The organism is Solibacillus kalamii, from assembly GCF_002174535.1.
Classification (GTDB): Bacteria; Bacillota; Bacilli; order Bacillales_A; family Planococcaceae; genus Solibacillus; species Solibacillus silvestris.
The window spans coordinates 61,557-87,475 of sequence record NZ_NHNT01000016.1 but is presented as its reverse complement, the minus strand read 5'-3'; the positions used below and the strand labels follow the sequence as shown (position 1 = coordinate 87,475).

The 25,919-nt window shown below is 40.3% G+C and carries 24 protein-coding genes and 2 rRNA genes; 15 read left to right on the top strand and 11 right to left on the bottom strand.

The window, feature by feature from the left end:
- Both CBM15_RS17975 and rrf read left to right on the top strand, forming a co-directional pair.
- Positions 1-139 (top strand): 23S ribosomal RNA (locus CBM15_RS17975); the annotation flags it as partial.
- Positions 140-259: 120 nt separating this feature from the next.
- Positions 260-375: ribosomal RNA gene (gene rrf / locus CBM15_RS17970) — 5S ribosomal RNA — on the top strand.
- A gap of 126 nt (positions 376-501) precedes the next feature.
- Here rrf and CBM15_RS17965 read toward each other — a convergent pair.
- Positions 502-1,173 carry a LytTR family DNA-binding domain-containing protein gene (locus CBM15_RS17965; RefSeq protein ID WP_087618537.1) on the bottom strand — a complete coding sequence of 224 codons (672 nt, stop codon included), beginning with the start codon at positions 1,171-1,173 and terminating at the stop codon, positions 502-504.
- Between the two features lie 215 nt (positions 1,174-1,388).
- On the opposite strand from CBM15_RS17965, the gene aceA reads away from it, so the two are divergent.
- The 5 genes from aceA (at position 1,389) to CBM15_RS17940 (ending at position 7,387) form a co-directional block, all read left to right on the top strand.
- Positions 1,389-2,672 (top strand): isocitrate lyase, encoded by a 1,284-nt coding sequence (gene aceA / locus CBM15_RS17960; RefSeq protein WP_087618536.1) that lies wholly within the window; start codon positions 1,389-1,391, stop codon positions 2,670-2,672.
- 439 nt (positions 2,673-3,111) lie between these two features.
- Complete coding sequence (locus CBM15_RS17955; RefSeq protein WP_087618535.1) at positions 3,112-4,287, top strand: pyridoxal-phosphate-dependent aminotransferase family protein; 1,176 nt, start codon at positions 3,112-3,114, stop codon at positions 4,285-4,287.
- Positions 4,288-4,419: 132 nt separating this feature from the next.
- On the top strand, positions 4,420-6,165 hold the full coding sequence (gene ade / locus CBM15_RS17950) for an adenine deaminase (RefSeq protein WP_087618534.1): 1,746 nt from the start codon (positions 4,420-4,422) through the stop codon (positions 6,163-6,165).
- Between the two features lie 42 nt (positions 6,166-6,207).
- The gene (locus CBM15_RS17945; protein WP_087618533.1) at positions 6,208-6,918 is read left to right on the top strand and encodes a glycosyltransferase; all 711 of its coding nucleotides are present in this window, start codon (positions 6,208-6,210) and stop codon (positions 6,916-6,918) included.
- Positions 6,919-7,003: 85 nt separating this feature from the next.
- On the top strand, positions 7,004-7,387 hold the full coding sequence (locus tag CBM15_RS17940; protein ID WP_087618532.1) for a YkvA family protein: 384 nt from the start codon (positions 7,004-7,006) through the stop codon (positions 7,385-7,387).
- Between the two features lie 49 nt (positions 7,388-7,436).
- On the opposite strand, the gene CBM15_RS17935 is transcribed toward CBM15_RS17940, so the two are convergent.
- The 4 genes from CBM15_RS17935 to CBM15_RS17920 form a co-directional block, all read right to left on the bottom strand.
- Complete coding sequence (locus tag CBM15_RS17935) at positions 7,437-8,384, bottom strand: N-acetylglucosamine kinase (protein WP_087618531.1); 948 nt, start codon at positions 8,382-8,384, stop codon at positions 7,437-7,439.
- Positions 8,377-9,900: an argininosuccinate lyase gene (argH, locus tag CBM15_RS17930; RefSeq protein ID WP_008407419.1), complete on the bottom strand. Its 1,524-nt coding sequence runs from the start codon at positions 9,898-9,900 to the stop codon at positions 8,377-8,379. The genes CBM15_RS17935 and argH overlap by 8 nt, the downstream gene beginning before the upstream one ends.
- 132 nt (positions 9,901-10,032) lie before the next feature.
- A complete protein-coding gene (locus tag CBM15_RS17925; protein ID WP_008407421.1) occupies positions 10,033-10,947 on the bottom strand; it encodes an EamA family transporter in 915 nt (304 codons plus the stop codon).
- Positions 10,948-10,965: 18 nt separating this feature from the next.
- Entirely contained in the window at positions 10,966-11,526 is a 561-nt protein-coding gene (locus tag CBM15_RS17920; RefSeq protein ID WP_014825059.1) for a GNAT family N-acetyltransferase, read from the bottom strand.
- Between the two features lie 150 nt (positions 11,527-11,676).
- Between CBM15_RS17920 and CBM15_RS17915 the strand changes: the two genes are divergently transcribed.
- The 5 genes from CBM15_RS17915 to CBM15_RS17895 all read left to right on the top strand — a co-directional run bounded on the left by CBM15_RS17915 (position 11,677) and on the right by CBM15_RS17895 (position 16,142).
- Entirely contained in the window at positions 11,677-12,624 is a 948-nt protein-coding gene (locus CBM15_RS17915) for a carbohydrate kinase family protein (protein ID WP_087618530.1), read from the top strand.
- 530 nt (positions 12,625-13,154) lie between these two features.
- Complete coding sequence (locus CBM15_RS17910) at positions 13,155-14,261, top strand: helix-turn-helix domain-containing protein (RefSeq protein WP_087618529.1); 1,107 nt, start codon at positions 13,155-13,157, stop codon at positions 14,259-14,261.
- Positions 14,262-14,273: 12 nt separating this feature from the next.
- On the top strand, positions 14,274-14,474 hold the full coding sequence (locus CBM15_RS17905; RefSeq protein WP_087618528.1) for a PLD nuclease N-terminal domain-containing protein: 201 nt from the start codon (positions 14,274-14,276) through the stop codon (positions 14,472-14,474).
- On the top strand, positions 14,471-15,373 hold the full coding sequence (locus CBM15_RS17900; RefSeq protein ID WP_087618527.1) for an ABC transporter ATP-binding protein: 903 nt from the start codon (positions 14,471-14,473) through the stop codon (positions 15,371-15,373). The genes CBM15_RS17905 and CBM15_RS17900 overlap by 4 nt, the downstream gene beginning before the upstream one ends.
- Positions 15,360-16,142, top strand: a complete 783-nt coding sequence (locus CBM15_RS17895) for an ABC transporter permease (protein ID WP_087618526.1) — start codon at positions 15,360-15,362, stop codon at positions 16,140-16,142. Before CBM15_RS17900 ends, CBM15_RS17895 begins: the two co-directional genes overlap by 14 nt.
- A gap of 104 nt (positions 16,143-16,246) precedes the next feature.
- Here CBM15_RS17895 and CBM15_RS17890 read toward each other — a convergent pair whose 3' ends face one another.
- Positions 16,247-16,927 (bottom strand): YetF domain-containing protein, encoded by a 681-nt coding sequence (locus tag CBM15_RS17890; protein WP_087618525.1) that lies wholly within the window; start codon positions 16,925-16,927, stop codon positions 16,247-16,249.
- 186 nt (positions 16,928-17,113) lie between these two features.
- Between CBM15_RS17890 and CBM15_RS17885 the strand changes: the two genes are divergently transcribed.
- On the top strand, positions 17,114-18,313 hold the full coding sequence (locus CBM15_RS17885; protein ID WP_087618524.1) for an MFS transporter: 1,200 nt from the start codon (positions 17,114-17,116) through the stop codon (positions 18,311-18,313).
- A gap of 42 nt (positions 18,314-18,355) precedes the next feature.
- On the opposite strand, the gene CBM15_RS17880 is transcribed toward CBM15_RS17885, so the two are convergent.
- From CBM15_RS17880 to CBM15_RS17860, 5 genes are all read right to left on the bottom strand, one after another.
- Complete coding sequence (locus CBM15_RS17880) at positions 18,356-19,036, bottom strand: LutC/YkgG family protein (protein ID WP_008407439.1); 681 nt, start codon at positions 19,034-19,036, stop codon at positions 18,356-18,358.
- On the bottom strand, positions 19,033-20,460 hold the full coding sequence (locus CBM15_RS17875; protein WP_087618523.1) for a LutB/LldF family L-lactate oxidation iron-sulfur protein: 1,428 nt from the start codon (positions 20,458-20,460) through the stop codon (positions 19,033-19,035). The genes CBM15_RS17880 and CBM15_RS17875 overlap by 4 nt, the downstream gene beginning before the upstream one ends.
- A 22-nt stretch (positions 20,461-20,482) precedes the next feature.
- The gene (locus tag CBM15_RS17870; RefSeq protein ID WP_087618522.1) at positions 20,483-21,199 is read right to left on the bottom strand and encodes a (Fe-S)-binding protein; all 717 of its coding nucleotides are present in this window, start codon (positions 21,197-21,199) and stop codon (positions 20,483-20,485) included.
- 109 nt (positions 21,200-21,308) lie between these two features.
- Positions 21,309-22,013, bottom strand: coding sequence for a FadR/GntR family transcriptional regulator (locus CBM15_RS17865; RefSeq protein ID WP_087618521.1), 705 nt, complete (start codon positions 22,011-22,013; stop codon positions 21,309-21,311).
- Positions 22,014-22,081: 68 nt separating this feature from the next.
- Positions 22,082-22,768, bottom strand: coding sequence for an adenine nucleotide alpha hydrolase family protein (locus CBM15_RS17860; protein ID WP_087618520.1), 687 nt, complete (start codon positions 22,766-22,768; stop codon positions 22,082-22,084).
- A 332-nt stretch (positions 22,769-23,100) separates the two neighbouring features.
- On the opposite strand from CBM15_RS17860, the gene CBM15_RS17855 reads away from it, so the two are divergent.
- A complete protein-coding gene (locus tag CBM15_RS17855) occupies positions 23,101-25,509 on the top strand; it encodes a Na+/H+ antiporter subunit A (protein WP_087618519.1) in 2,409 nt (802 codons plus the stop codon).
- Complete coding sequence (locus CBM15_RS17850) at positions 25,496-25,918, top strand: Na(+)/H(+) antiporter subunit B (RefSeq protein WP_008407450.1); 423 nt, start codon at positions 25,496-25,498, stop codon at positions 25,916-25,918. Before CBM15_RS17855 ends, CBM15_RS17850 begins: the two co-directional genes overlap by 14 nt.
- The last annotated feature ends 1 nt before the right edge of the window (position 25,919 follow it).

Below are 25,919 nucleotides of genomic sequence, written 5' to 3'. Positions count from 1 at the left end.
ATGAAGCCCCCCTCAAGATGAGATTTCCCATTACGCAAGTAAGTAAGACCCCTGAAAGACGATCAGGTAGATAGGTTCGAGGTGGAAGTGCGGTGACGCATGCAGCTGACGAATACTAATCGGTCGAGGACTTAACCACATTTTATTGCACAAATTCAATGAAACGTTTATCCAGTTTTGAAAGAATGATCTTTCTAAGGGTTTCAAGACATAAGCTAGTTGACGAAGGATAGCGCCGTGTATTGGAAGCCATAAATAGTGAAGTGATGATGGCAAAGAGGTCACACCCGTTCCCATACCGAACACGGAAGTTAAGCTCTTTAGCGCCGATGGTAGTTGGGGGCTTCCCCCTGTGAGAGTAGGACGTCGCTTCGCACATGTAAAAACCACTGAGAAATCAGTGGTTTTTTTGTTTCATTTTATTGAATTTCAACTTTTAAAACCCTGTCTTTTTTCTTAAGCTCCATTTATAAGATTGCCCACTCTAAAATCCATCATATATTAAAAATCCAGAACCGCCCGCAAGTTATTTATATACGATTGACTGACTGGCAATTCCACACCATCATTCAGCTGTACAATAAAATTGGAAGTCAAATCCCGAGAGATTTTCTTTATATAGTAAATATTAATAATATAGGAACGATGAATGCGAAGAAAGTTATTTGGCAATCGAGTCTGCAGCTCCTTTAGTGTAATCGCTGTTTTGTATTGTTCGCCTTTGGAATAAAACCATGTCCGCTTTTGCAGACTTTCAATATGCGAAATTTGGTCGATTGAAATCGGTACCCAATCTTCCATTTGTTTACCTGTTAAAAACTGATATATATCTGAACTCTTTACTTTAAATAACGGGGGCAGGACGACAACTAAAGCACCTTGTTCACCATTTACCAAAATCGGATACCCGATTGCATAATAAGGTGATTCAAAAAGTGTATTTTCCATAACAGCATCTACTTTTCTACCTGTTTGAAGTACTTTATAAGCAATGCTGTCTTTCGGTACATCGGAACCTACTTTCAATGAAAAATGGTGATGACCTGTACTGAAATAAATAAAGCGATTGTTTACTGCTATTGCAATCGATGCATCTTGAGGAATCCAATCTTCTAAAATAATTTTATACTGATTTAAAATGCTCTTTTCAATCTCAATATTTTGTAATGACAATGCAAATCCACTCCCTCTGTATTATTGCCTAAATGTCAATTCATCCTCCAAATATACCCATTCATCCTAAATTAAAGTTAATTTGTCAGAAAATAATGAAAAGTTAAACATTCTGTTATACATTATATTACAGCAAGATGTTCTGTTATGGAACAGGCAATCACAAATTTTTCTAACAGAATATCCATACACAATGGGGAAGGTGGAAATTTATTATGTCAACTCGTCAAGAAAGAATCGAAGCTTTACAAAAGGATTGGGCAGAAAACCCGCGCTGGAAAGGAATTGAGCGTGGCTATACAGCAGAAGAGGTTGTAAAGTTACAAGGTTCATTCATCCAGGAGCAAACATTAGCAAAACGAGGATCAGCTCGTTTATGGAAGTCATTACACGAAGTGCCTTTCATTAATGCTTTAGGTGCTTTAACGGGGAATCAGGCAGTACAGCAAGTAAAAGCAGGTTTACAGGCAATCTACTTATCGGGGTGGCAAGTAGCGGCTGATGCAAACCTTTCTGGTCAAATGTATCCGGACCAGTCATTATATCCGGCAAACTCTGTACCGGCAGTAGTAAAGCGTATTAACCAGGCACTGCAACGTGCTGACCAAATCGACCATGCGGAAGGCCGCGACGATGGCTTTGACTGGTTTGCGCCGATTGTAGCTGATGCGGAAGCAGGCTTTGGCGGTCCTCTAAATGTATTCGAATTAGTTAAAGGGATGATTGAAGCAGGTGCAGCTGGTGTGCATTTAGAAGACCAATTAGCTTCAGAGAAAAAATGCGGACACTTAGGCGGGAAAGTATTATTACCAACGCAAAACGCTGTACGTAATTTAATTGCTGCACGTTTAGCTGCTGATGTGGCAGGCGTTGATACAATTTTAATCGCACGTACAGATGCAGATGCTGCTGACATGGTAACGTCAGATATTGACCCACGCGATGCAGATTTCTTAACGGGTGAACGTACTCCAGAAGGATTCTACCGTACTAAACCAGGTATTAAGCAAGCAATTGCACGCGGGTTAGCTTATGCACCATATGCAGACTTAATCTGGTGTGAGACTTCTCACCCATCATTAGAAGAAGCTCGTGAGTTTGCTGCTGCAATCCACGCTGAGTTCCCAGGGAAAATGTTAGCGTATAACTGCTCGCCTTCATTCAACTGGAAAGCTAAATTATCAGATGAAGAGATTGCCGAGTACCAACGTGAGTTAGGTAAACTTGGATATAAATTCCAATTTATTACACTTGCTGGTTTCCACAGCTTAAACTACTCAATGTTCGAGCTTGCGCATGACTACAAAGATAATGGTATGGCTGCTTACTCTAAATTACAACAAGCTGAGTTTGCTGCTGAAAGTAAAGGTTACACTGCTACTCGTCACCAACGTGAAGTAGGTACTGGTTACTTTGATGAAGTATCACAAACAATTTCAGGTGGTACATCATCGACAACTGCGATGTCAGGCTCTACTGAAACAGAGCAATTTATATAAGATTGAGATTTTATAGGCAGTGTTATGAATAGATTTATAGATTTTCATAAACGGGGAACTGCTTTTACGGATTAACTTATTCCTTTTCTTCTATCATATCGATTCAAGTGACATTGGGGAATGTGCACTTAGTAAATAGACGTTGTGCCGAAGCGATTATTGAAAGAAACGTAGGATGGGGAAGGGGAATAACTTTTTGAACTTGAACAGCTTGACTACTACGATAAATATTAAATCGAATTGGAACGCGGTTTAGTATGGGGTTGCCTCCCAACATATAAGGAAAACTTAGGGGTTTTTATAAAGATAAATGTCTTTTTAGCTTGGATGGGGCTAGAAAGGCATTTTCTATTTTTTAAAAATGAAGGAGTTCTAATCTTATATAGAGAATATTATATAGATAGAATATTTTTACTATTGCGAAAAGGGAGTAATTACAATGAAAAATAAAGAATTATTATTAGTACCAGGGCCGACACCGGTAATGGATGAGATTTATGACGCCCTGGCAAGTGAAACGAGAGGGCATACGGATCCTCGGTTTGTGGAAACATTTAAAAACGCACTTGCCAATACAAAAAAGCTATTTAATACAGATGGGGAAGTGTATGTTGTAGCAGGTTCAGGAACATTGGCAATGGAAATGGCAATAGTAAATACTATTGCAAAAGGTGAACGTCTGCTTGTTATTAGTCATGGTTACTTCGGTGACCGTTTTACACCACTTGCAAAGGCGTTTGGAATTGAAGTGGATGTACTGCAGTCAACATGGGGGGAGCGTGTAGACTCAAAGCTTGTTGAGGAAGCAGTGAAGGCTATCAATTATAAGGCGGTTACAATTACACATGCGGATACATCAACAGGGGTTATGTCTGATTTAGAGACACTTGTACCGATTATTAAAGCATCTGGGGCACTTGTCATTGTCGATGGTGTTGTCGCAACAGCAGCATTGCAAGAGGACATGAGTAAAGCTTACGGTGAAGAAGACTATAAAATTGATATTGTGTTAACAGGATCCCAAAAGGCGATTGGTATTCCTCCTGGGCTGGCGATTGTTGCCTTCAGTCAACAGGCACTGGCTGCCCGTGAACAGACCGGGACAGTGCCAGCTTATTATGCGGATATACATAACTGGCGCGCTATTATGGATAACCCGGCAATGTACTTTGCGACGCCTCCAGTTAACTTAATTTATGCATATGATGTTGCATTAAATATTGTATTAGAAGAGGGTATGGAAAAACGCGAAGCGCGTCATATCACATTTGGTAAAGCAATCCGTGCTGCACTTCGTTCGTACGGGATGACGCCATTGGCTAATGAGGAAGTAGCAGCACCGACATTAAGCTGTATTTTATATCCTGAAGGTATTGATGATGCCAAGTTTCGAGCAAGCTTGGCAAACCGCGGCGTTATTGTAGCGGGTTCTTTAGCCCACTTAGCAGGAAAAGCATTCCGAATCGGACATATGGGGAATACGACGGCGGAAATGCTGGAGCAGGCAATTGTTGTGATTGGTGAAGCATTGCAAGAGCAACAGCTTCAAGTCGATATCGAAAAAGCTAAAAAAGTATTCTTGCAACAATTAGAAGCAGCTACGGTACAAAGTTAAAAAGACTGCCCGGAAAGCAAAATTCGGGGAATATTGAAAAGGGGACGGTGCAATTTATGAGCGTTCCCTTTTTATTTAGTTACGGATAGAAAATATTGTATGATAGTTTGAAATAAAAAGGGTGGGTGGCATATGAAGCAAATCATCGATCAATCCCAAAAACGGGGAAAAGCGGATTTCATTATTCAACATGCACAAATTGCAGATGTCTTTAATTTACGGTGGCGACAAGGGGATGTTGTAGTAGCAGAAGGAAAAATTGTTGCGATTTCGGAGCCGGGTGAATTTGAAGCAGAAGAAATAATAGATGCGCACGGAAAGTATATTGTGCCGGGCTTTATTGATGCACATATTCATATTGAATCTTCTATGGTGGTGCCAAAACAGTTTAACCGAATCGTGCTTCCCCATGGTGTAACGACTGTTGTTACAGACCCGCATGAAATTGCGAATGTCGCAGGAAAAGCTGGACTGAGATTTATGCTGCAGGATATAAAAGATGTGGAAATGGATATTTATTATATGTTGCCATCCAGTGTACCGGGCACCTCTTTTGAAAACGCGGGTGCAGTGCTGACTGCAAAGGATTTAGAGGAATTTGTTCAACATAAAAGTGTATTAGGTTTGGCCGAGGTGATGGATTTTCCTGCTGTACTAAATGGGGAAAAGGAAATGCTCGCAAAGTTAATGCTTGCTCAAGAAAACGGGATGGTCATCGATGGGCACTGTGCAGGTTTAACAAGTGCACAAATACGTGGCTACAGGGTGGCCGGCATAACAACGGACCATGAATGTGTGACAGCCGAAGAAGCATTGGACCGAGTGGAGCAGGGGATGTATGTGTTGATCCGGGAAGGTTCTGCAGCCAAAAACCTTAAAGCCATTTTACCTGCTGTAACAATGGCTAATTCGCGTCGTTTTGCCTTTTGTACGGATGATAAGCATTTGGATGAACTGATGGAGCAAGGAAGCATCAATTATGCAGTGGCACTGGCGATTTCAGAAGGAATGGATCCATTACTGGCGATTCAGCTTGCTACAATAAATGCTGCGGAATGCTATCGTTTAGTAAATAAAGGTGCTGTTGCTACAGGCTATGACGCAGATTTTATAATAATTGATGATTTAAAGACGATGAAAGCACACACTGTATGGAAAAATGGAAGGAAAGTTGCGGAAAGTGGAGAGATGCTTTCACCAGCCCCGGAAAAATCTACTGTGGAGAGATCTATTTTACAGTCAATGCACTTAACAAAACTTACAATTGAAGATTTACGCCTGCGGTTTAAAGGAAACCGGGCAAATGTTATAAGAATTGTACCAAACCAACTCATTACAAAGCGGATAGAGGTGGAAGTAGATGTAGAAAACGGACAATTTGTACCATCGATCGAAAAGGATTTATTGAAGCTTGCAGTGGTGGAGCGCCATCACCATGTTGGGACAAAAGCAGTTGCAATTGTACAGGGTATCGGTATCCAAAGCGGTGCTGTAGCGACAACGATTTCCCATGATTCACATAATGCGATTGCCGTAGGAACAAATGATGAAGATATGCTAATCGCACTTAATGCACTTCAAGAGATAGAGGGCGGACTAGTCGTAGTAAATGATGGAGAAGTGATTGCTTCATTCAGCCTGCCAATCGCAGGTCTTATGACAGATATTCCCGCAGAACAAGCGAAGCAAAAGCTGGAGAAATTACATGAAGGACTGCGTACTATTCATCCTACGCTCGATTATCATCTGTTTCTGACATTATCATTTCTGGCACTGCCGGTAATCCCTGACATTAAGCTTACCGATACAGGATTGTTTGATGTTAAAAAATTCCGGCATATTCCTGTTGAGATTTTACAGGCCGACCAATCGCATTAACCTATAAATTTCGCATAAATCTTTTATTAAGGAGCATGTAAAATGGAGCAAGTCATTATTATGATTCCAGCGCTAAACCCTTTACCGGCCCTTCTGCAGTTTGTCAGAAAGCTGCGTGCATTGCCGATCGCTCATATTATTGTCATTAATGATGGCAGTGAAGAAAAATATAACCGTCTGTTTGAACAATTACAGCAAGAAGGTTGCGATGTATTAACACATGACCAAAACCTGGGGAAAGGCCGCGCACTTAAAACAGGGATGGAATATATTCTAAAATCCCGACTGCGTACAAAGGGAATTATTACAGTAGGTGCACATGGTCAGCATTCGATGTTGGATGTTGAGCAAGTGCTATCAAGTACGAAAATTTTCTCGGATGGGATTATTTTAGGCATTCGTGATTTTAAAGATTCAGACTACCCGTTCATTAGCAAACTTCAAAATCGTGCTTATTCGATGATGTTTGAACTGTTTATTCGTAAACGTTTGCTCGACATTCAAACAGGATTACGTTATATTCCAAGAAAACATCTGCCATGGCTATGTAAAGTGAAAGGAGAGTCTTATCACTATGACACGAATATGCTGATAGAGGCGATAAGACGAAAAGTTCCTGTATACGAGGTGCCGATCGGTCATGCAAAGCTCCGGAAAAATTCAATCATTTACTATGATGAAGTATTGAATCCAACGAAAATTTTTCAGCAACTTTGGATAAATTTCCTACATAAAAGACAAAATACGAAATGAATCTTTTCTAATAGCGAAAACGTATAGGATTACGAGTCGCATATTTGAGGAATACTAAAGTAATAGCAAGGAAAGGAGCATGAGTATGAGCGAACAATATAATTTCGAAAAAATGGTTGAAGGCCAAGACCAACATTATTCAGATAAAAAGTTTCTGCATAAATTGAAAAACTTCGGTGGAGGTTTAGGTTATAAAGCGGTCCATGCAGCGGCGACACTTTACGTTGCCCTGCGTAGTCCGGACATGCCTAAATCGAGTAAACTCATTGTTTTAGGAGCGCTGGGATACTTCATTTTACCATTCGATTTAGTTGTCGATTTTCTCCCTTTAGTCGGTTTGACGGATGATGCATTTATTATTTTAACTGCACTGGGAAAAGTATATTTATCGATTACAGATGAGATGAAGGATGAGGCAAGAGGGTTAATCGATTCAAAGCTTGGAAGCCAGGAAAATGTAGTGAAATAAAAGATGAAATCCCCTTTTAGCAACTGCTGCAAAAGGGGATTTTCTATGCCTACTTTACGGGTTGTGCCCCATTTAATTCACGTAAGCCGCGGTTAAAGATAGCTTCAATCGGCTTTTCCTCACATAACTTTAACGTTATATTCGGATGTGTTTTTTGGAGCTGCGTATTTATTAACTCAACAAGCAAGGGATTGTTTTTTAGTATTCCGCCATTTAAAAACAGTGTATGGGCTATATTGGAGTAACCGGCATTTTTCAATGTTGTTGTTGCCAATAATACAAGCTCATCTGCTGCCTTTTGCATAATTTTTTGTGCAACGGTATCTTCCATTTCGACTGCCTGTTGTAAATAGGAACTGAAGCTTGCCAATCGCGCATTTGTATAATCCGCTGAATAAATGAGATTGAACAATTCATCTGTGCTGTTAACATGATGACCAGCTAAAACAAGCTCTGTTAATAAAGTCGGTTTATTTCGCCCGTCGGCAGAGCGAAAAATCGCTTTTGCAATATGTTTTCCGATCCAGTAACCGCTTCCTTCATCGCCAATTCGATGACCCCATCCACCCCCGCGGCTAATCCGATCATTCATAAGGCTGTAGCAAATAGCCCCTGTACCGGAAATAAGCAGGCTGACATTGTTTTTCCCGAGCCCCTTTAAAGTTGATTCAACATCATTTTCTACAATAATTTGACCGAATGTAAAAGGGGAGCGGGCGATACTTTCTTCAATAATTTCTTCGATAATCTTTTTGTCCTGATCTGTATCAATGCCGGCAAGTGCAAATATCGCGATATCAATAAACAGACTTGGTAAATGAGCTGCTGCACTACGGAGCAGGCCGGTAAATACATGTTGGACATGTTCGATTCCCACAGCCTGGTAATTTGAGCCTGTGGAAGTTGCGGTAAATAGTTCACGGCCATCTGTAGAGCGAATAGTCATTACTGTTTTTGATGCACCACCATCAACGGCTAATACATAACGATTACTCATGTTCCGTCCACCCCTTTAAAATTTGTTCCAATCCATTTTCGGCTTTTAAAATTGCCTCTGTTTTTTCTCTCAGCCAATTTTCGAGATGGACAGTATCATCTTGCGCCTGGCTAAGTGATTTTCGCATTGTTGCAGGCGCAGGACCTCCCTTTAGTGTACGAATATTAACGAAGTATTCCGGCTGAATGGCCTGGTAAAAAGCAATCTCATTAATTTGAAGCGTCTTTCCTGTAACTTCCACACATTTCTCATTTGCCAAATTCCATGTCAGGCTTGCCAGCGATTCTTTATTATTTGCCATCAGCTCCCGCACACAAAGGCTAACAATTTTATGTGATTGACGGAATGAAATACCTTCGGAGCGGACAAGGGAATCGGCAAGCTCTGTTACATTGGCAAAGCTGTTTTGTGCACGCTTCAGTAAATTCTCCTTATTCACATCCATCGTGAGAATCATTCCTGCAAATAGCTTATAAATTCCGACTAACCGGTCGATTGCCCGCCATAAATAAGGTTGCATATCATCTTCTGTATCGACAATATCTCCAAATGGTGTATTGTGAACCATCTGCAATACAGTAGCCGCATCCCCGACAACCGATGAGAGCAGTGAACGTGTATGCTCAATTGAAACAGGGTTGCGTTTTTGAGGCATGATGGAACTGATTTGCACATACGGACTGGCCAGCTTAAAAGCATTAAATTCCTGTGTTGCCCATAGTAAAAAGTCCTGAGATGTGCGCCCTAAATTAAGTGCGGCAAGCTGTACGATACTGGCAGCTTCTGCGATATAATCGGCACCGGCTACCGCATCCCAAGCATTTTCGATTAAATCATCAAAGGCAAGCAACTCCTGCACCCGTTCGCGGCTAATCGGAAACCCTGTAGTTGTTAAAGCAGCCGCGCCCATACTGCTTCGGTTAATCGTATTATATGCGGCCTGCATTCTTTTATAGTCCCTAGTAAGCTGGTCAATAACGGCCTTTAAATAATGGGCAAACGTTGTCGGCTGTGCCTGTTGTGTATGTGTATAGCCAATCATAATCGTCTCTACATGCTCTTCGGCAAAGACGATTAGCGATTGACGTAAATTCAAAAGTTCCTGCATGAGCGTGAGCATCTTTTTACGTAGTGTCATGCGGTAAATGGCGATTCCCATATCGTTTCTGCTGCGTCCAATATGTAAATTTCCAGAAACGTCGCCACCCAGTTCGATTAGCTTGTTTTCAATACGAAAAAATAAATCTTCAAACTGCGGGTTATAATCACGCGTTTTATAATATTCCAAATCAAGATTTTGGATAGCTTGACCGATACGACGTGCATTTTCTGAGGTAACCAATTCCTGTTCTTCTAGCATCTTTAAATGGGCAATATGAATTTGAAGCATCGCATCCAAAAAATGCTTGCGTGCCTCATCGTAAGCGGGCTGTAAAACCATTTGACGATAACTATTGGAAGGAAATAAAATTCCTTCTTTTTCATTTATTAAATTGCGGTAATTCTGAAAGAACATGTTGAATGGGCCTCCAATCAAATGATAGAAACTACTACCTAATATTCTCATTCTACAATTATTAGAAAATTTTATCAATTCAAATAAATAAAGTGAATTAACCGGAATAAAAGAAAAACAGCCGCCCTAAATTCAGGGCAGCTGTTGTTTTTGATCGATAACACGCACTTTTTTTGAAGCGAAATAAGATGGCAATACCATACCAAACAGTACAAATACGATACCGAAAATTTGTAGAAGTGTTAAACTTTCATTTAATACAATGACGGATACTGTAATTGCTACTGGCAGCTCCATTGCACTTAAAATTGGGACAAGTGCACCACCGACTTTTGGAGCGGCAATCGAAAATAGTAAAATCGGCAAGATAATACCGAAGAGTCCGAGTGCCAGACCAAACTTCCAAAGACCGCCAGTTAATTGGCCGTTCCATACAATTTCAGGTGATAAGAAGATGAATACGATAATCAGTGACACAACAGATAAAATAAATGTACGTCCAATCGTCGTCACCCCTTCAACAGGCTGAGCGTTAAATTGCATAAATGCTGCAAAAGTAAAGGCAGCGAGTAAACCTAGTGCCCATCCTTGCCAAGCAATCTGCGATAAATCTACATCAATCACACCGGCTGCTAAAATCGTACCTACAAATAAAAATACTAATGAAATTAATTCAATACGAGTTGGCAGACGTCTTTTCAGGAAGCAGTCCATAAACAACCCAATCCATGTGAATTGGAATAGCATAACAACTGCCAATGAAGCAGGTAAATAATTAAGGGAGTGTCCGTAAACAATACCGGTAATCGCTGTACATGTTCCGGCTAAAAGCAAAGTGATAGCGCCTTTTTTTGAAAGCTTCGGTAATGTGCGTTGTGTTACTACAAAAAGTACGAGTGCGAGTAAAAATCCAACGAAATACTGGCTAGTAACAGCTTCTGACGAAGTATAGCCGTGCTGCATTGCCACTTTTACAATTGTTGATAATACTCCATAACTACTAGCCGCTATTACGATTAATAGCGGGTAAATCCAGTTTTGTTTCATTTATTACTTCTTCCTATTCTAAAGCGATTTCACCATATGATGAAATGGCTCATTAATTATTGTCCAGCTTTCGGTTGTAAGGTAGCCTATTTTTTCATACAAGCGTCTTGCATCTTGTTTCTCTAGTTCCACATTTAGAGAAATTTTTTCATAGCCAAGTTCCTTGCCTTTTTGCTCGGCGAATTGTAAAAGAAGTGTACCAATGCCAAGTCCGCGTGCATTTTTTGAGACGCAAATTGTATCGATATAATATTCATCCATATGTGCTTCAATATCCAATGAAGTCTGTATTCCTTTTTTGGCTAGCTGTTGTTCAAGCTGGCGATCGAGCTTGTACCCGAGACGCCCATCATAAAGCACGACAATCCCAACTATTTCACCTTGCTGTTCCGCTACAAAAGTATTCAAATAGCTGTGTCGATTTGTCGTTTCTGTGACATACTGTTCTAAAGCAGCTAAAATTTGCGAAACTTCCTCTTCACCAGTCAAATTGTTTGCAATGTCTCCAATTGCGTCATAAATTAAAGGGGCGACAGCTTTCGCGTCATCTCGTTCTGCTTGTCGAATGGTAATATTCATTAACAATCATCTCCTTACCGAACACAGTATAACAGAAATTAAATTCATGCGCGAAGAAAGCATTAGTTTCAGAATAGTATAAAGTTTTATAAATATATCTTTTCTATGGTAAATTAGTAAGAACATACAACGTCGGAGGTTAGACAATTAATGAGTCAAATAGACAAAGAATTCATCTTAGTTTATGGAGATGCATTCGTTGATTATATTGCAAATGATCAGACCAATACTTCATTTACGAAGTATTTAGGTGGCGCAACAATCAATGTTGCAGCAGGGATTAGTCGTATTGGGGCACCGTCAGCACTTATTACAATTACAGGCGATGATGAAACTTCGGAATTTTGCCGTCAGGAGATCGCAAAAGAAGGTGTGAATCTTGATTTCGCTGTATTTGATGCGAAGAAGCGTGTAAGTGGTGTATATGTGCATTTAACTGAAAAATGTGAGCGAGTATTTAAAGATTATGTCGATGAGACGCCGAATTTACAAGTAACACCTGAGCAGTTACAGGAAGAAGCATTCAAACGTGCTTCCGTTTTAAATGTTTGTTCAGGAACGATGTTTGAAGAAACCGCATTAAAAACAACACGTGCTGCAGTGGATATGGCCAAAGATAAAGGAGCGATTATCGCAATCGATGCGAATATCCGCCCGCTTCGATGGGAATCCGAGGAAATTTGCCGTGAGACGATTGCTTCATTTTTTGAAGATGCCGATATTTTAAAGCTTACCGATGAGGAATTATATTTCCTGACAGAAACAACAACAATTGAAGAAGGCCTCCAAAAGTTGGATGAGCTGTTAGTACCGATTGTGTTAATTACAGTTGGAGCTGATGGAGCATACGCTGTATTAAACGGTGAAGTAACACATGTTCCTGTTGAACAGGTAATCCCTGTAGATACAACAGGTGCCGGTGATGCATTTATGGCAGGCGTACTCCGTTATGTTCATTTCAATGGTTTACCTACAGTAACAGAAGATTTAATCAGCTGTGTCGCGTTCGGCAACAAGCTGGGAGCAATGGCTGCTACTAAAGCAGGTGCGTTAACGGCGTTGCCAAGCTTCGAGGAAATTAAGCATTTAATTAAATAAACTTTATATAGAGCAAGCTGTCTCCGAAGTGTTTTTACATTTTGGAGGCAGTTTTTTTGTTGTACGCAGGTTTGGGTTGCGGTTATTAGAAGAGTGATGCCGCTTATTAGAAGAAGTTGGATGGTTATTAGAACAACGGGCGGTGTTATTAGAAAATGAGGGGGAATTGCGAGTTACAAGGTCTTCATTTAAATATGAATAGAGGAGAAGGAAGGGCGTTTTAATTTTTATTAGAACAATGGTACGAGATATTAGAAGAAGTAGGAACGATATTAGAAAATGCCGTAGCGATATTTGAACAATTCACCCGGATATTAGAACAATGAACAGTTATATTAGAAAACCGCGATTTTATTAGAACAAATAAAAATATATTAGAACTTCCCCCATTTTATTAGAACATCCTGCCTCCACAATCCCAGCCATCACCGCCAAACGAAACCATCAGTTGACAAAATCTATATTTCGAAAGAATTAGTCGCTATTAATCAGCCTAAGTTCTTTTATAATAAGTATAAGAGGTGAGGGGGATGACCAACTTTCAATTTGCGGCCATTTTTACAGAGCGCCGTAAACAATTACAAGTGACACAAGAGGAAATTGCGCAGCATGTCGGGGTATCAAGGGCAGCTGTTTCGAAATGGGAAAAGGGGCAAAGCTATCCGGATATCGCACTATTGCCGAAGCTTGCAACATTTTTTAATATTTCAATTGATGCACTGCTCGGTTATGAGCCGCAATTGACGGATGAACGGATTTTGAAAATGTATGCGGAATTGGCAAAGCGCTTTTCAAAGGAACCATTTGCTGAAGTGGACGCAACAATTGATCAACTCATTGAAGAATATTATAGTTGCTTTCCGTTTTTACTGAAGATGGCGCAGCTTTACGTCAATTACTTTAATCTCGCACAGGAAAAAGAAGCTGTTGCGGACAAAATCCAGGATCTATGTAAACGTGTGAAGGAGTTCAGCGGAAATTACAGGCTGAAAAACGAGGCGAATTTACTTGAGGCATATACATATATTTTAAAAGGGGAACCTCAGCATGTGCTCGAATTATTAGGGGAGGATGCTGTAGTTCAGCTTGGGACTGAGCAGCTTATCGCTACAGCACAAACGATGCTCGGCAATATAGAAAAAGCGAAGGAAATTCACCAGGTCAACATGTATCAGCATTTGCTGTATATGATAACAAATGCGAATGAAGCGCTCAGCTTGGAAATGGGAGATGTCCCGTATTTTGAACAGTCGGTAAGCCGGATTGAAACGATAATTGACACTTTTCATTTACATAAATTGAATATACACAACACGCTTCTGTTTTATTTAAAGGCAGCGAGCGGCTATGCTGCACAAAATAATATAGAAGAAGCAATTCGTTGTATTGAACGCTATGTAAAAATTTCTATTCAAATCGAATTTCCACTTAAACCCACTGGCGATGAATATTTTTACTTGCTGGATAATTGGATTGCAAAGGAAGTTATGCTGAGTACACAATCACCACGAGATGAGGAATCGATCAAAAGATCAATTTATGAAAGCATTGCCGATAACCCGATGTTGGCAAGTGTGCAAAACGATACGCGCTATAAAAGTTTACTGGTCAATTTAAAACATCATTTAAAAATTTAAGGGGGATTTATAATGGATAAATTATCGAATATTCCTTGGGGACTTATTGCGCCGTTATTAGTACTGCAATTGGTGCTTGGGGCGATTGCCATAGTGGATATTGTGCGCAGTTATGAGACGCGCGGCCCGAAATGGGTATGGGTGCTCGTATCACTGTTTGTTAATACACTCGGACCGGTCGCCTACTTTCTGTTCGGACGGAAAAGCCAATGATCTGTATTGAAGTGAATGGCCTCACAAAACAATTTGGTGCAAAAAAAGTAGTGGATGATTTGTCGTTCACTTTGCCGATGCATACATCAACAGCGCTGATCGGTCCGAATGGCGCAGGGAAAACGACGGCACTTTCGATGCTTTCCAATATATTGGAGCCGACAAGCGGCAAGATCATCATGCCGGGTGTAAAGGATATACGCAGTGCAATCGGCTTTTTACCTCAATATCCCCAATACTATTCTTGGCTGACGGCACTTGAATATATGGAAATGGTGGCCAATTTAAGCGGTATTGAAAAGCGTTCATTAAAAAGTGAATGCAAAAAGATGCTGGAATTTGTAGGTTTGCAGGATGCGATGAATAAAAAGACCGAGACATTTTCAGGAGGAATGAAGCAGCGTTTAGGTATTGCCCAGGCAATAGTTCATAAACCAAAACTTCTGTTGCTGGATGAACCAGTATCGGCACTCGATCCGGTTGGACGTCGGGAAGTGATGAATTTATTGAAGGAAGTGCAGCAGCAAACGACGATTTTGTACTCAACGCATATTTTAAACGATGCAGAGGAAATGACCGATCAGCTCCTGTTTTTACGGGACGGCAAACTTGTCGAGCAAGGGTCGTTAACAGAGGTGAAGCAAAAATTTGAGGAACCGCGTTATAAAATAACGTTCTCGAATGCGGAAGAGGCGCTTCAATTTGCGAGTCAGTCTACATTACGAGCTGTTGCTAATGGTATAGCAGCATATGTGGAAGTGATAGATGAACGTCCATCGATGCAACAGCTGCTTCAGCAGTTGGTAGCATCAAAATTTGAAGTTGTAAAAGTAGAGCGGGAAACGGCAAGCCTGGAGGAAATCTTTATGAAGGTGGCGGGAAAGCATGCAGCAATTTAAGGCATTACTTTTAAAAGAATGGCGTGAAAGTGTTCGTAGCTTTAAAATTATATGGATTCCGCTCGTTTTTGTATTGCTCGGAATTAGTGATCCGCTCATGAATTACTTTATGGAAGATATTTTGCAGGCGGTCGGCAATATGCCCGATGGCTTTATGATGACAATGCCTGAACTTCAGCCTGCTGATCTGCTTATGGCATCAACCGGGCAATTTCAATCAATTGGACTGCTTGTATTGATTACTGCCTTTATCGGTTCCGTGAGCCGTGAACGTCAGAATGGTACTGCGACACTTCTTTATGTACGCCCAATGTCTTTTACTGCATTGTTTTTCAGTAAATGGATTGTTGCAAGCACGATTGCAATTCTCAGCGCATTGGCGGGATATGCGGGGAGTATGTATTATACAGTACTGCTTTACGGGACTGTTGATTTATCAAAATTTTTAGCAATGCTCGGTACGTATTGTGTATGGCTGATGCTAGTTATGGCGCTTACTGTTGCGATGAGTGCATCCTTCCAAACATCGGTCGCTGCTGCGATTACAATTATTCTTATCCCAGTCGGTCTGCTTATTGATACATTAATCGGCAGCTTTTGGAGTGTGACACCTTGGAAGCTTGCACAATACGGAACAGGTCTTCTGACAGATAGCGTATTAATGGAAAATTATTGGTATACTTTATTAGTTGTCCTCATCTTAATTTTTGTCATAGTACTGCTTGGCATTAAAATGAGCAAGGAAAATATTCGTTATTTAAAAGTATAAATAGTAAGCAGAAATCGTTGTTTTACAATTGATTTCTGCTTTTTTTATTAACTTTCAAGAAAATTGGTAATATAATGAAGATTAAATGTCTTTTCAAATAATGGTTATGAAGGTGGACTAGCATTTTTAATACTAATATAAAGTGATCCATTTTCTAAAATTTGCGCATAATAAACTTTATCGATCTCGTGGATATTTTTCTTTGCTAATTTTTTTCTGAGCCAGTCTTCAGTAAGCTGAAGCTCCGTTAAGTTTTTTTGGATAATTTTCCCGTCCGAAATCAATTCCATTGGTAAGTATTGCGGGGCAGGGGCAGACACTGATACGTCTTCTTTTGTTGCAGTCCGGGCAAGCGGCTTTTTCAGGACACTTAATTCTCCATTTGTTTCAAAAACGGCATATAGTACTTCATCAAATGAGAAAATGCTCTGTTCACGCAACAGCATAGCGAGCTCGTCCGGATGAAGCCGTGCTTTTCTCAATTCATTATTTAATATGACACCGTTATTGATGACAATCGACGGTTTATCGTCAAAAAGGATACGTGCTTTTGATGATCTGAATGAAATATAACTAACGATAATTGTTAATCCAGCCCACACGATTAAAGAAACCATGCCGTCTAAAAAAGGGGTTTCCACTTGAGTCGAGACTTCGGCAGCAATCGAACCAAAAGTGATCCCCGTGACATAATGGAAGAAAGTGAGCTGACTCACTTGCTTTTTACCGATGATGCGGGCGAGTACTAAAATCGCGAAAAAGGAAAAGCTTGCACGTAAAATCATTTCGCCAAGGTTCAGTTCTATGATAATCCCTCCTTATAAAGGGTAGTATGAATAAAATGCGATAATCTATGCACCCTTAATACTTCAATACGAGAGGCAAAATTGAGGGGTATTTTTATAATATTAGCGACTTGCTGAATTAAAAATTATGGGTAATGTATGATCTAGCAGAAAGAATGTGAAAAAATGTCGACTACAACAGTAAAACAATCAAACCCTGTCTATCCTATTATGGTCTCCATTGGGGTATGTCACTTAATTAATGATACGATGCAGGCGGTTATACCGGCAATGTTCCCATTATTAGAGCGCGACTTAGGACTGACGTTTACGCAGCTTGGAATGATTTCATTTGTCCTGAACATGTTCGCCAGCCTGCTGCAGCCGGCCGTCGGATTTATGACAGATAAGAAGCCATTTCCGTATGCATTGCCGCTTGGAATGGTGAGCTCATTTATCGGGCTGACAATGCTCATATTGGCAGGCGAATACTGGATGATTTTAGTGTCGGTTCTATTCTTGGGGCTTGGTTCAGCTATTTTCCACCCCGAAGGCTCACGTGTATCGTTTATGGCGGCAGGCAATAAGCGCGGCTTAGCTCAGTCCATTTACCAGGTAGGGGGTAATAGCGGACAGGCATTAGCCCCACTGCTAAGCGCATTTATCATTTTGCCTTTTGGGATGTACGGGGTTTCCGTTATTCTTATTTTTACATCGATCGGTATTTTTTTATTAACGAAAATTTCGATGTGGTATAAACGTCAGCTCGAAGCGGAAAAGAAATCAAAAATCAAAAAAATGCTAATTTCATCCTTGCCGCCTTTAACGAAAAAGCAAGTTGGAATGGCTTTACTCGTGCTGCTGTTCATTATATTTGCCCGTTCGTTTTACGTTACGAATATAACAAGTTTCTATGTCTTTTATTTATCGGAACAATATGGGGTGAGTGTTGAGCGCGGTCAGCTGTTTATCTTTATATTCATGGCGGTTGGGGTTGTAGGCACTTTTTTTGGTGGTCCATTATCAGATCGCTTCGGCCGGAAAAATGTTATATTGCTGTCGGTAATCGCACCGATTCCATTTTGTTTGGCACTTCCGTTTGTTCCTTTGCCTGCTGTAATGGTATTACTTATTATTATCGGATTGCTGATTATGGTTAGCTTTACCGTCACGGTTGTTTATGCACAGGAACTTGTCCCATCGAAAATTGGGACAATGGCAGGTTTAACAGTCGGAGTTGCTTTTGGGATGGGGGCAATTGGCTCGATTGTTATCGGGATGCTCATAGACAAAATGGGCATTCATTTCACGATGAATGCTGTGTCGGTACTGACATTATTATTGCTCGTAGCATTTTTACTGCCGCGGGATCGAGTAGGGGAATAAGAAAATAAAAGAACTTCGGATTTTATTGTCCGAAGTTCTTTTTTAATAATCCTCCACCAAAATATACGTCATTCTCACCGGTCCGTGTACGCCGACAACTAAGTTCATTTCGATATCTGCGGAGTTGCTTGGTCCTGTAATAAAATTAATGCAGGAGGAGACATGTGACTGCTCACGTAAAAACTGGGCAGCTTGTGTCATGCGTGGAACGATGCTGCTTTTCGGTATAACGGCAATCGAATTTTCAGGCAAAAATGAAATTGTTCGGCCAACTTCCGGTGACGCTTGAAGCATAATTGTGCCGGATTCTGCTAATGTCACGTTGCTGATTACGACACCGACATTTGCCTGTTCAGCAAAATCGATATTTCTTTCACCGTTCCCAGATTGCCATTTTAAATGTTCAAATTGCTCGAAAACCGGTAACACATTCAATACTCCAAACCGCGGATCATTGCTGTAAATTACCCGCCCACCACCATAGTCTACAATTGTTTCATTTAATATTTCAGGCAGTTGCTGCTTTGTGCATTTCTTTAATGTAGTGTGGATGTTCAAGCATTGTTCTCTCAACACTTCGATAAGTTCTTCCATCGAAGCATCCTTCAATACTTCGTGTTGAGGGAGATGCTTCCAGTTTCGCTCCGGTTTGGTTAAAGAAGGAGTGGATCTGCCGAGACGAGCAGCGACTGACTGTAAAAACGATTCTCGATTTTGGATCATTTGGGATTGCCTCCTTTGCTATGCTGTTCAAACCAGTCACGGAAGCGCTCTTTTTGTACTGATGGAAAATCGCGGTACGCCGTCCAGTTTTTCAACGGACCAGGACCATTAGTAATTTTCTCGTTCTTCGTAAACGGCTTCATAACCGTTGAGGCTACTTTAGTACCTAGCTTATAGATCGACTGCGAAGAAGTTCCCATTCCAAATGCCTGCATCAGTAGACTTTCACTAATCGGGGCACGGCCTTCTCGTTCAACGATCACTTCCCGATGCTTATGAAGCAATTGGTGTAACGGAATTTTCACTGGGCATACATCTGTGCATGCACCACATAAAGTGGAAGCGTAAGGCAGCTCTTTATAATCATCATAGCCACCCAATAATGGAGATAACACGGCACCAATCGGACCCGAGTAAATCGACCCGTACGTATGGCCGCCAACATGGCGATAAACAGGGCATGTGTTAATACAGGCCGCACAACGAATGCACTGTAAAATCGACTGAAATTCGCCGCCTAAAATCGAAGAGCGTCCATTGTCCACAATGACTAAATGGAATTCTTCCGGACCATCGACTTCAAACGCTTCTTTTATTCCTGTCAAGACGGTAATATAGCTCGTCAGCTTCTGGCCAACTGCACTGCGTGTTAACATACCGACGAGTACTTCCATTTCTTCAAATGTTGGCACTAAACGCTCCATCCCCATGACGGAAATTTGTGTTTTCGGCAAGGCTGTTACAAGATCCGCATTGCCTTCATTTGTTACTAAACAAACAGAACCCGTTTCGGCAACGGCAAAATTGCAGCCCGTAATGCCGATATCCGCCGTTAAGTAATGGTCCCGTAAAACTTTGCGGGCATGCAGTGCAAGTTCTTCAGGTTGGGAGGAAGCTGTATAGCCAATTTTTTGTTCAAATACTTCACGGATCTGATCTTTGTTTTTATGAAGTGCCGGTGTCACGATATGAGAAGGCGGGTCATGGTCATCAAGCTGTAAAATATATTCACCTAAATCGGTTTCAATCACTTCACATCCCAGTTGTTCCAAGTGCGAGTTTAAATTGATTTCTTCGGTTACCATCGATTTTGCTTTCACGATTTTCTTGGCATTTTTCTGTTTGGCAATCGTGGAAATGTATTCGGTAGCTTCTTCTGCAGTTTGTGCAAAAAATACATGACCGCCCCGCGCTTCAACATTTGTACTCAATTCATATAAATAGTAATCCATATTTTCCAGTACATGCTGCCGGATTTCTTCTCCATGATTGCGCCACTCTTCCCAGTTTAAAGAATCTACAGCGGCGCTCCGTCTCGTTTGAAAACGATGTTGTGCGCCGGCTACAGCACCACGCATAAAATCATTTTCCAAGTTGGACGAGAGGCGTTCATTAAATTTTTGCTGACTGATTTTCATCGCCATTCGATACACATCCTCCTCTCTATTAACGGCTATTCAATATTTCTGCGATATGCATTGTTTTAATGTTAATGTTTTTCCGTTCAATCCGTCCGCCGATGTTCATAAGACAGCCTGCATCAGCACCGATTAAGTAGTGGACAGCAATCTGCTCGGCAGAAGTAATCTTTTCATCTACCATTTGTTCTGATATTTGGCCCATTTTAATAGAAAATGTACCGCCAAAACCGCAGCAATTTTCTTTTAAAGGCATTTCAAGCAATTCAAGGCCGTGTACATTCCGGAGCAACGTGAGGGGAGCTTTCTGTACTTTCAATAAGCGCGCCATATGACAGGAAGGGTGATAAGTAGCCGTTCCGTTCAGTTTCGCTCCGACATCCTCAATTTGAAGTACATCGACAATAAATTGTGTCAGTTCATATGTTTTGTCTGCGATTCGCTGTGCCTTTTCATACCAAAACGGCTCATCTTTAAAAATATGAACATATTCTTTTAGCATGTAAGCACAGGAACCTGATGGACAGACGATGACTTCTGCGTCTTCAAATACTTGAATTGTATTTTTCATCGTTTCTTTAGAGGCTTTTACATAGCCGCTATTATAGGCCGGCTGACCGCAACAAGTTTGGCCTTTTGGAAAGCTTACTGTACAACCTAAGCGTTCCAACAACTCAACCGTGTTTTTCCCGATAGTACTTTGAACCATATCGACTATACATGTAGCGAATAATGATACATTCATCCAATCCCCCCTGTTCCATTAAATTTACAACTTTCTGATAATTAAGTCAACAGGTCATCTGATGACTTTGCAAATTATTATTTAAAGAGAATTATATTGCATTAAAACATTATTTGTTGAAAAGTAATGATTCTACTGTTTCAAGATGTTTGGCCATCGCTTGTTTAGCTTGTACATCATCTGCATTTACTAAAGCAATATAAATAGCGGTATGTTCCTCATGCAAATTGTATAAAGCCTCATGATCTGTAGTGGATAAAATGGAACGGGTATGCTGGATTTGGCGTGCAATAGGCTTTGAAACACTTTGTAGCATCGAAACAAGTAAAGGGTTGTCTGCTGCTTCAGCGATGATTGCATGAAATCGCATATCGGCGTTACTGCTTGTCTCAGGATCGATCAAGGCATCGTTCATTTTGCTGAGCGCTTCTTTTAATTGTTCAAGCTGACGAGCCGTTCTGCGCTTTGCGGCATTTTCAATTAAACCTAATTCTAGAATTTTTCGTACTTCAAATATTTGTAGTAAATCCTGCTGTGAAAAGGAGGCATATGTAGGAATGTTCAAAGAAATATCCTGGGCCGTTACTTTGCGGATATAAGTTCCTTCTCCTTGGCGGATTTCGATAATACCGCGAGCCTGAAGAGCAGTTAAAGCTTCACGAATAGCAGAGCGGCCAACTTCAAAGTTTTTTGCAAGCTGTTCAACAGAATCCAGTTTATCGCCTGGTGAAATTTCCCCGTTCGTAATTTTTTGTTCAATAATAGCCGCTATTTGTTCATATAGTTTTTTTGTTTTAGGTACTTCAAATTTCATATTAATAATCCTTCCTATTTATAAATTCTAAAAAAAGCTGCTCCAATAACTTGGAAACAGCTTTTGTATTAAGGTTTTAGTGATGTAAAGCGATCTTTAGGGAGAATTTCAGGGTTGTTAACAGTACCTTCTGTTATATCAGCTTCTAAAAGTTTCCCGTTATAATTAAACTTGAATATACCATTATCGAAGTCTGTCCCAATTTCCTTAAAGAAAATTCCTTCAAGTGCCACAATTTTAGGGCATGTAAACACGACTTTATAATAATCATTTTCCTGGATTATATAAGCACGAACACCTTTTTCGTATACATCGATCAGTTCATCCTCAGAAGGACGCTTTACCGATACTATATGAAAATCGACGAATGGTACTTCTTTTAAGAGAACATTCAAGAAAGAACCTTTTGTAATTTCCTCCCAGCGGCTTTGCGCACTCTGACCCACGATGATTTGGGTAATGTTAAAGTCCATTGCAATTTCTGTAATGACTTTATGGAATGGACGCTTTTCATTATCCTTAATAATAAACTGTTCTACTTCCAACTCATCAGTCAGTTCTTTCCACTGTTCGATATAGCCGGATTTTTCCGCATCAAATGCATCAAGTGGCTTTGAATCAACAGTCAACACATATAATGGGCAGTCAAGTAATGTAGCAAGCTTGTGTCCTCGGCGAATTAAACGCTCACCATTTTGTCCGTAATATACACAAACCAAAATACTTTCGTCTAATCGGCCTTTAACATGTTTCATTTTAGTTCGCACCTCTTTTTCTTATCCTATAATAATGAATTAAATCCGCATATATTTTGAGAAACTAAGCATAATTGAGATAAAACGAAGGCTATTACAGTGCAATGCACTCATCATTATTGTATACTTATTTCTATGATGCATAATTATATTCAGTAAATTTTATGTTATATTTTTGCTTTTGTAATTTTTATTAAATTACTCTTGTTGGAAAATATATTCCCCATATGCCACATTATTATGAAGATAGTTATATAGATAGTCAAGTGTGATTGTTCGAATGCCGAACTTTACATATTTTATTGGCTCACTCGGTTAGGAGGTTATCGCTTTTGGTTATTGCTTTTTCGATTATGCTCCCATTTCTTGCTGCAGCATTAATCCCATTAATATACAGGAAATTTAAGAATATACATTTAGGTTGGTTCGTTTTACTTGTTCCTGTTGCTTTATTTTCGCTTTTAGCTACATATATCCCTCGAATTGCCAATGGTGAAGTATTCATTAGGACATTTGAGTGGATCCCCACTTTCGGTATTAATATTACTACTTATTTAGACGGCTTGAGTATGATTTTTAGCTTACTCATTACTGGGGTAGGCAGTTTAGTAATACTTTACTCAATTTTCTATTTATCAACGAAAGAATCATTACACCATTTTTATTGCTACTTACTATTATTTATGGGCGCGATGTTAGGCGTCGTCTTTTCAGATAACTTAATGGTGCTTTATGTATTTTGGGAATTAACGAGTGTATCGTCATTCCTATTAATCGCATTTTGGCATCATCGTAAAGCATCTCGTGCAGGCGCGCGAAAAGCAATGACCATTACGGTTTCTGGTGGTGTTGCGATGCTGGCTGGTTTTTTAATGTTATATGTTGCATCAGGAACGTTTAGTATTCGCGAAATTATTGCGGATTTGGATGTCGTTCAATCGAGCGTTTATTTTGTACCGGCAATGTGTCTCGTACTTTTAGGTGCGTTTACGAAGTCAGCACAGTTCCCGTTCCATATTTGGCTGCCGGATGCAATGGAGGCACCGACACCTGTTTCCGCCTATTTACACTCTGCAACGATGGTAAAAGCAGGTATTTACTTAGTAGCTCGTACAACACCGATTTTTGGCGGGCATGAGGTATGGTTTTGGGCAGTGAGCGGGGTAGGTCTTCTTACATTATTCTGGGGCTCCTTCAATGCGGTCCGACAGTATGATTTGAAGGCACTGCTAGCATACTCCACAATTAGTCAGCTTGGATTGATTATGTCTTTATTCGGTCTTGGTTCAGCAGCACTGCATTTTGGTTATTCAACACAGTCGGTAATTTATACGCAGGCTACATTTGCTGCATTATTCCATTTAATCAACCACTCGACATTTAAAGGCGCGCTCTTTATGATGGTCGGAATAGTCGACCATGAAGTAGGAACACGTGATATTCGTCGATTAGGCGGATTGATGTCGTTAATGCCATTTACATTCACGATTGCCGTAATCGGAAGTGCCTCAATGGCAGGGTTACCACCATTCAATGGCTTTTTAAGTAAGGAAATGTTCTTTACAGCTACATTAAAAATTACACAGCTTGATATTTTCTCACTTGATAGCATCGGTCTTTTATTCCCGATTATCGCTTGGGTAGCAAGTGTTTTCACGTTTATTTACTGTGTCATTATCGTCATGCGTACATTCTTCGGGAAAATACAGCCGGATCGTTTGGAAAAGCCGCCACATGAAGCACCATTTGGTATGTTAATTTCACCATTTATTTTAGTTGCCTTCGTTATTGGAATTTTTATATTCCCGAATGTTTTGGGACATTATATTTTAAGTCCGGCGATGGCAAGCATTTATCCGATGTTCCCTTCTGCAGAGGAAATGACTCCTCATATCGCTGCATGGCACGGGTTTAATACAGAGCTTATTATGACATTTGGTGTCATTGTTGTAGGGGTTTTCTTATACCGTACATTAAAAAAATGGCGTCCCCTATATCTGTTAATACCGCAAAGCTTTACGTTAAATGCAATTTATGAACGTGTGATTAATTCAAGTGAGGGCGTATCAGGACGTGTAACAAACCGTTATATGAACGGTAATTTAACGTATTATTTCGTATATATTTATGTGTTTTTCGTTACATTACTTGCAGGGTATATGATTTATGCGGACGTATTCAGCTGGGATCCTTCAAAAGATTCGGTAATCGAGCCTTACGAATTAGTTCTTGTTTTCGTTATGATAGCTGCTGCAATCGCGATTATTTTTGCAAAGCAGCGGATTACAGTCGTGCTATTGAACGGGGTGCTCGGTTATTCTGTTGCCTTTTTCTTCGTTGTATTTAGAGCTCCTGATTTGGCGCTTACACAACTTGTTGTTGAATCGGTAACAACAGCGCTGTTCTTACTATCTTTCAAATATTTACCGAAGCTTAAAAATGAGTATATTTCAAAAAGCTGGCGTTTTGCGAAGGTAACAATTTCGATTGCAGTCGGTGCAACCGTGACACTGATTGGATTAGCTGTAATGAATTACGATCGTTTTGAACCAATCTCGAAATTCTTTGAGGACTCGTATGATCTGGCAGGGGGAAAAAATATCGTCAATACGATTTTAGGCGATTTCCGTGCATTTGATACGATGCTTGAAGTAGTTGTACTTTTCATTGCAGGTCTTGGCGTCTACACACTTATTAAGCTTAAGGCGAAAAAGGGGGATGCAGACGTTGAAAGTAAATGATGTTATTTTAAAATCAGTCGTACGAGGCGTTGTATTCATCGTCTTTACGCTTGGTATGTATTTATTTTTTGCAGGGCATAATGCTCCGGGCGGCGGATTTATCGGCGGATTAGTGCTTGGCTCGGGGATTGTCCTGTTGTATTTGACGTACGACATTGAAACGGTGCATAAAGGAATGCCGTTCGATTTTAAAAAAGTGGCGGCAATCGGTGTATTGCTGGCGACAGGTTCGGCCATTGCCTCGATTTTCTTTGACGTACCTTTTTTAACACAGACAGCTGGCTATTATAATCTCCCGTTGGTAGGAGAAAAGCATTTGTCGACTGTTACGATTTTTGAAGCAGGTGTCGCAATGACGGTTGTCGGTACACTCGTAACGATTATTTTAAATATAAGTGAGGATGATTAGT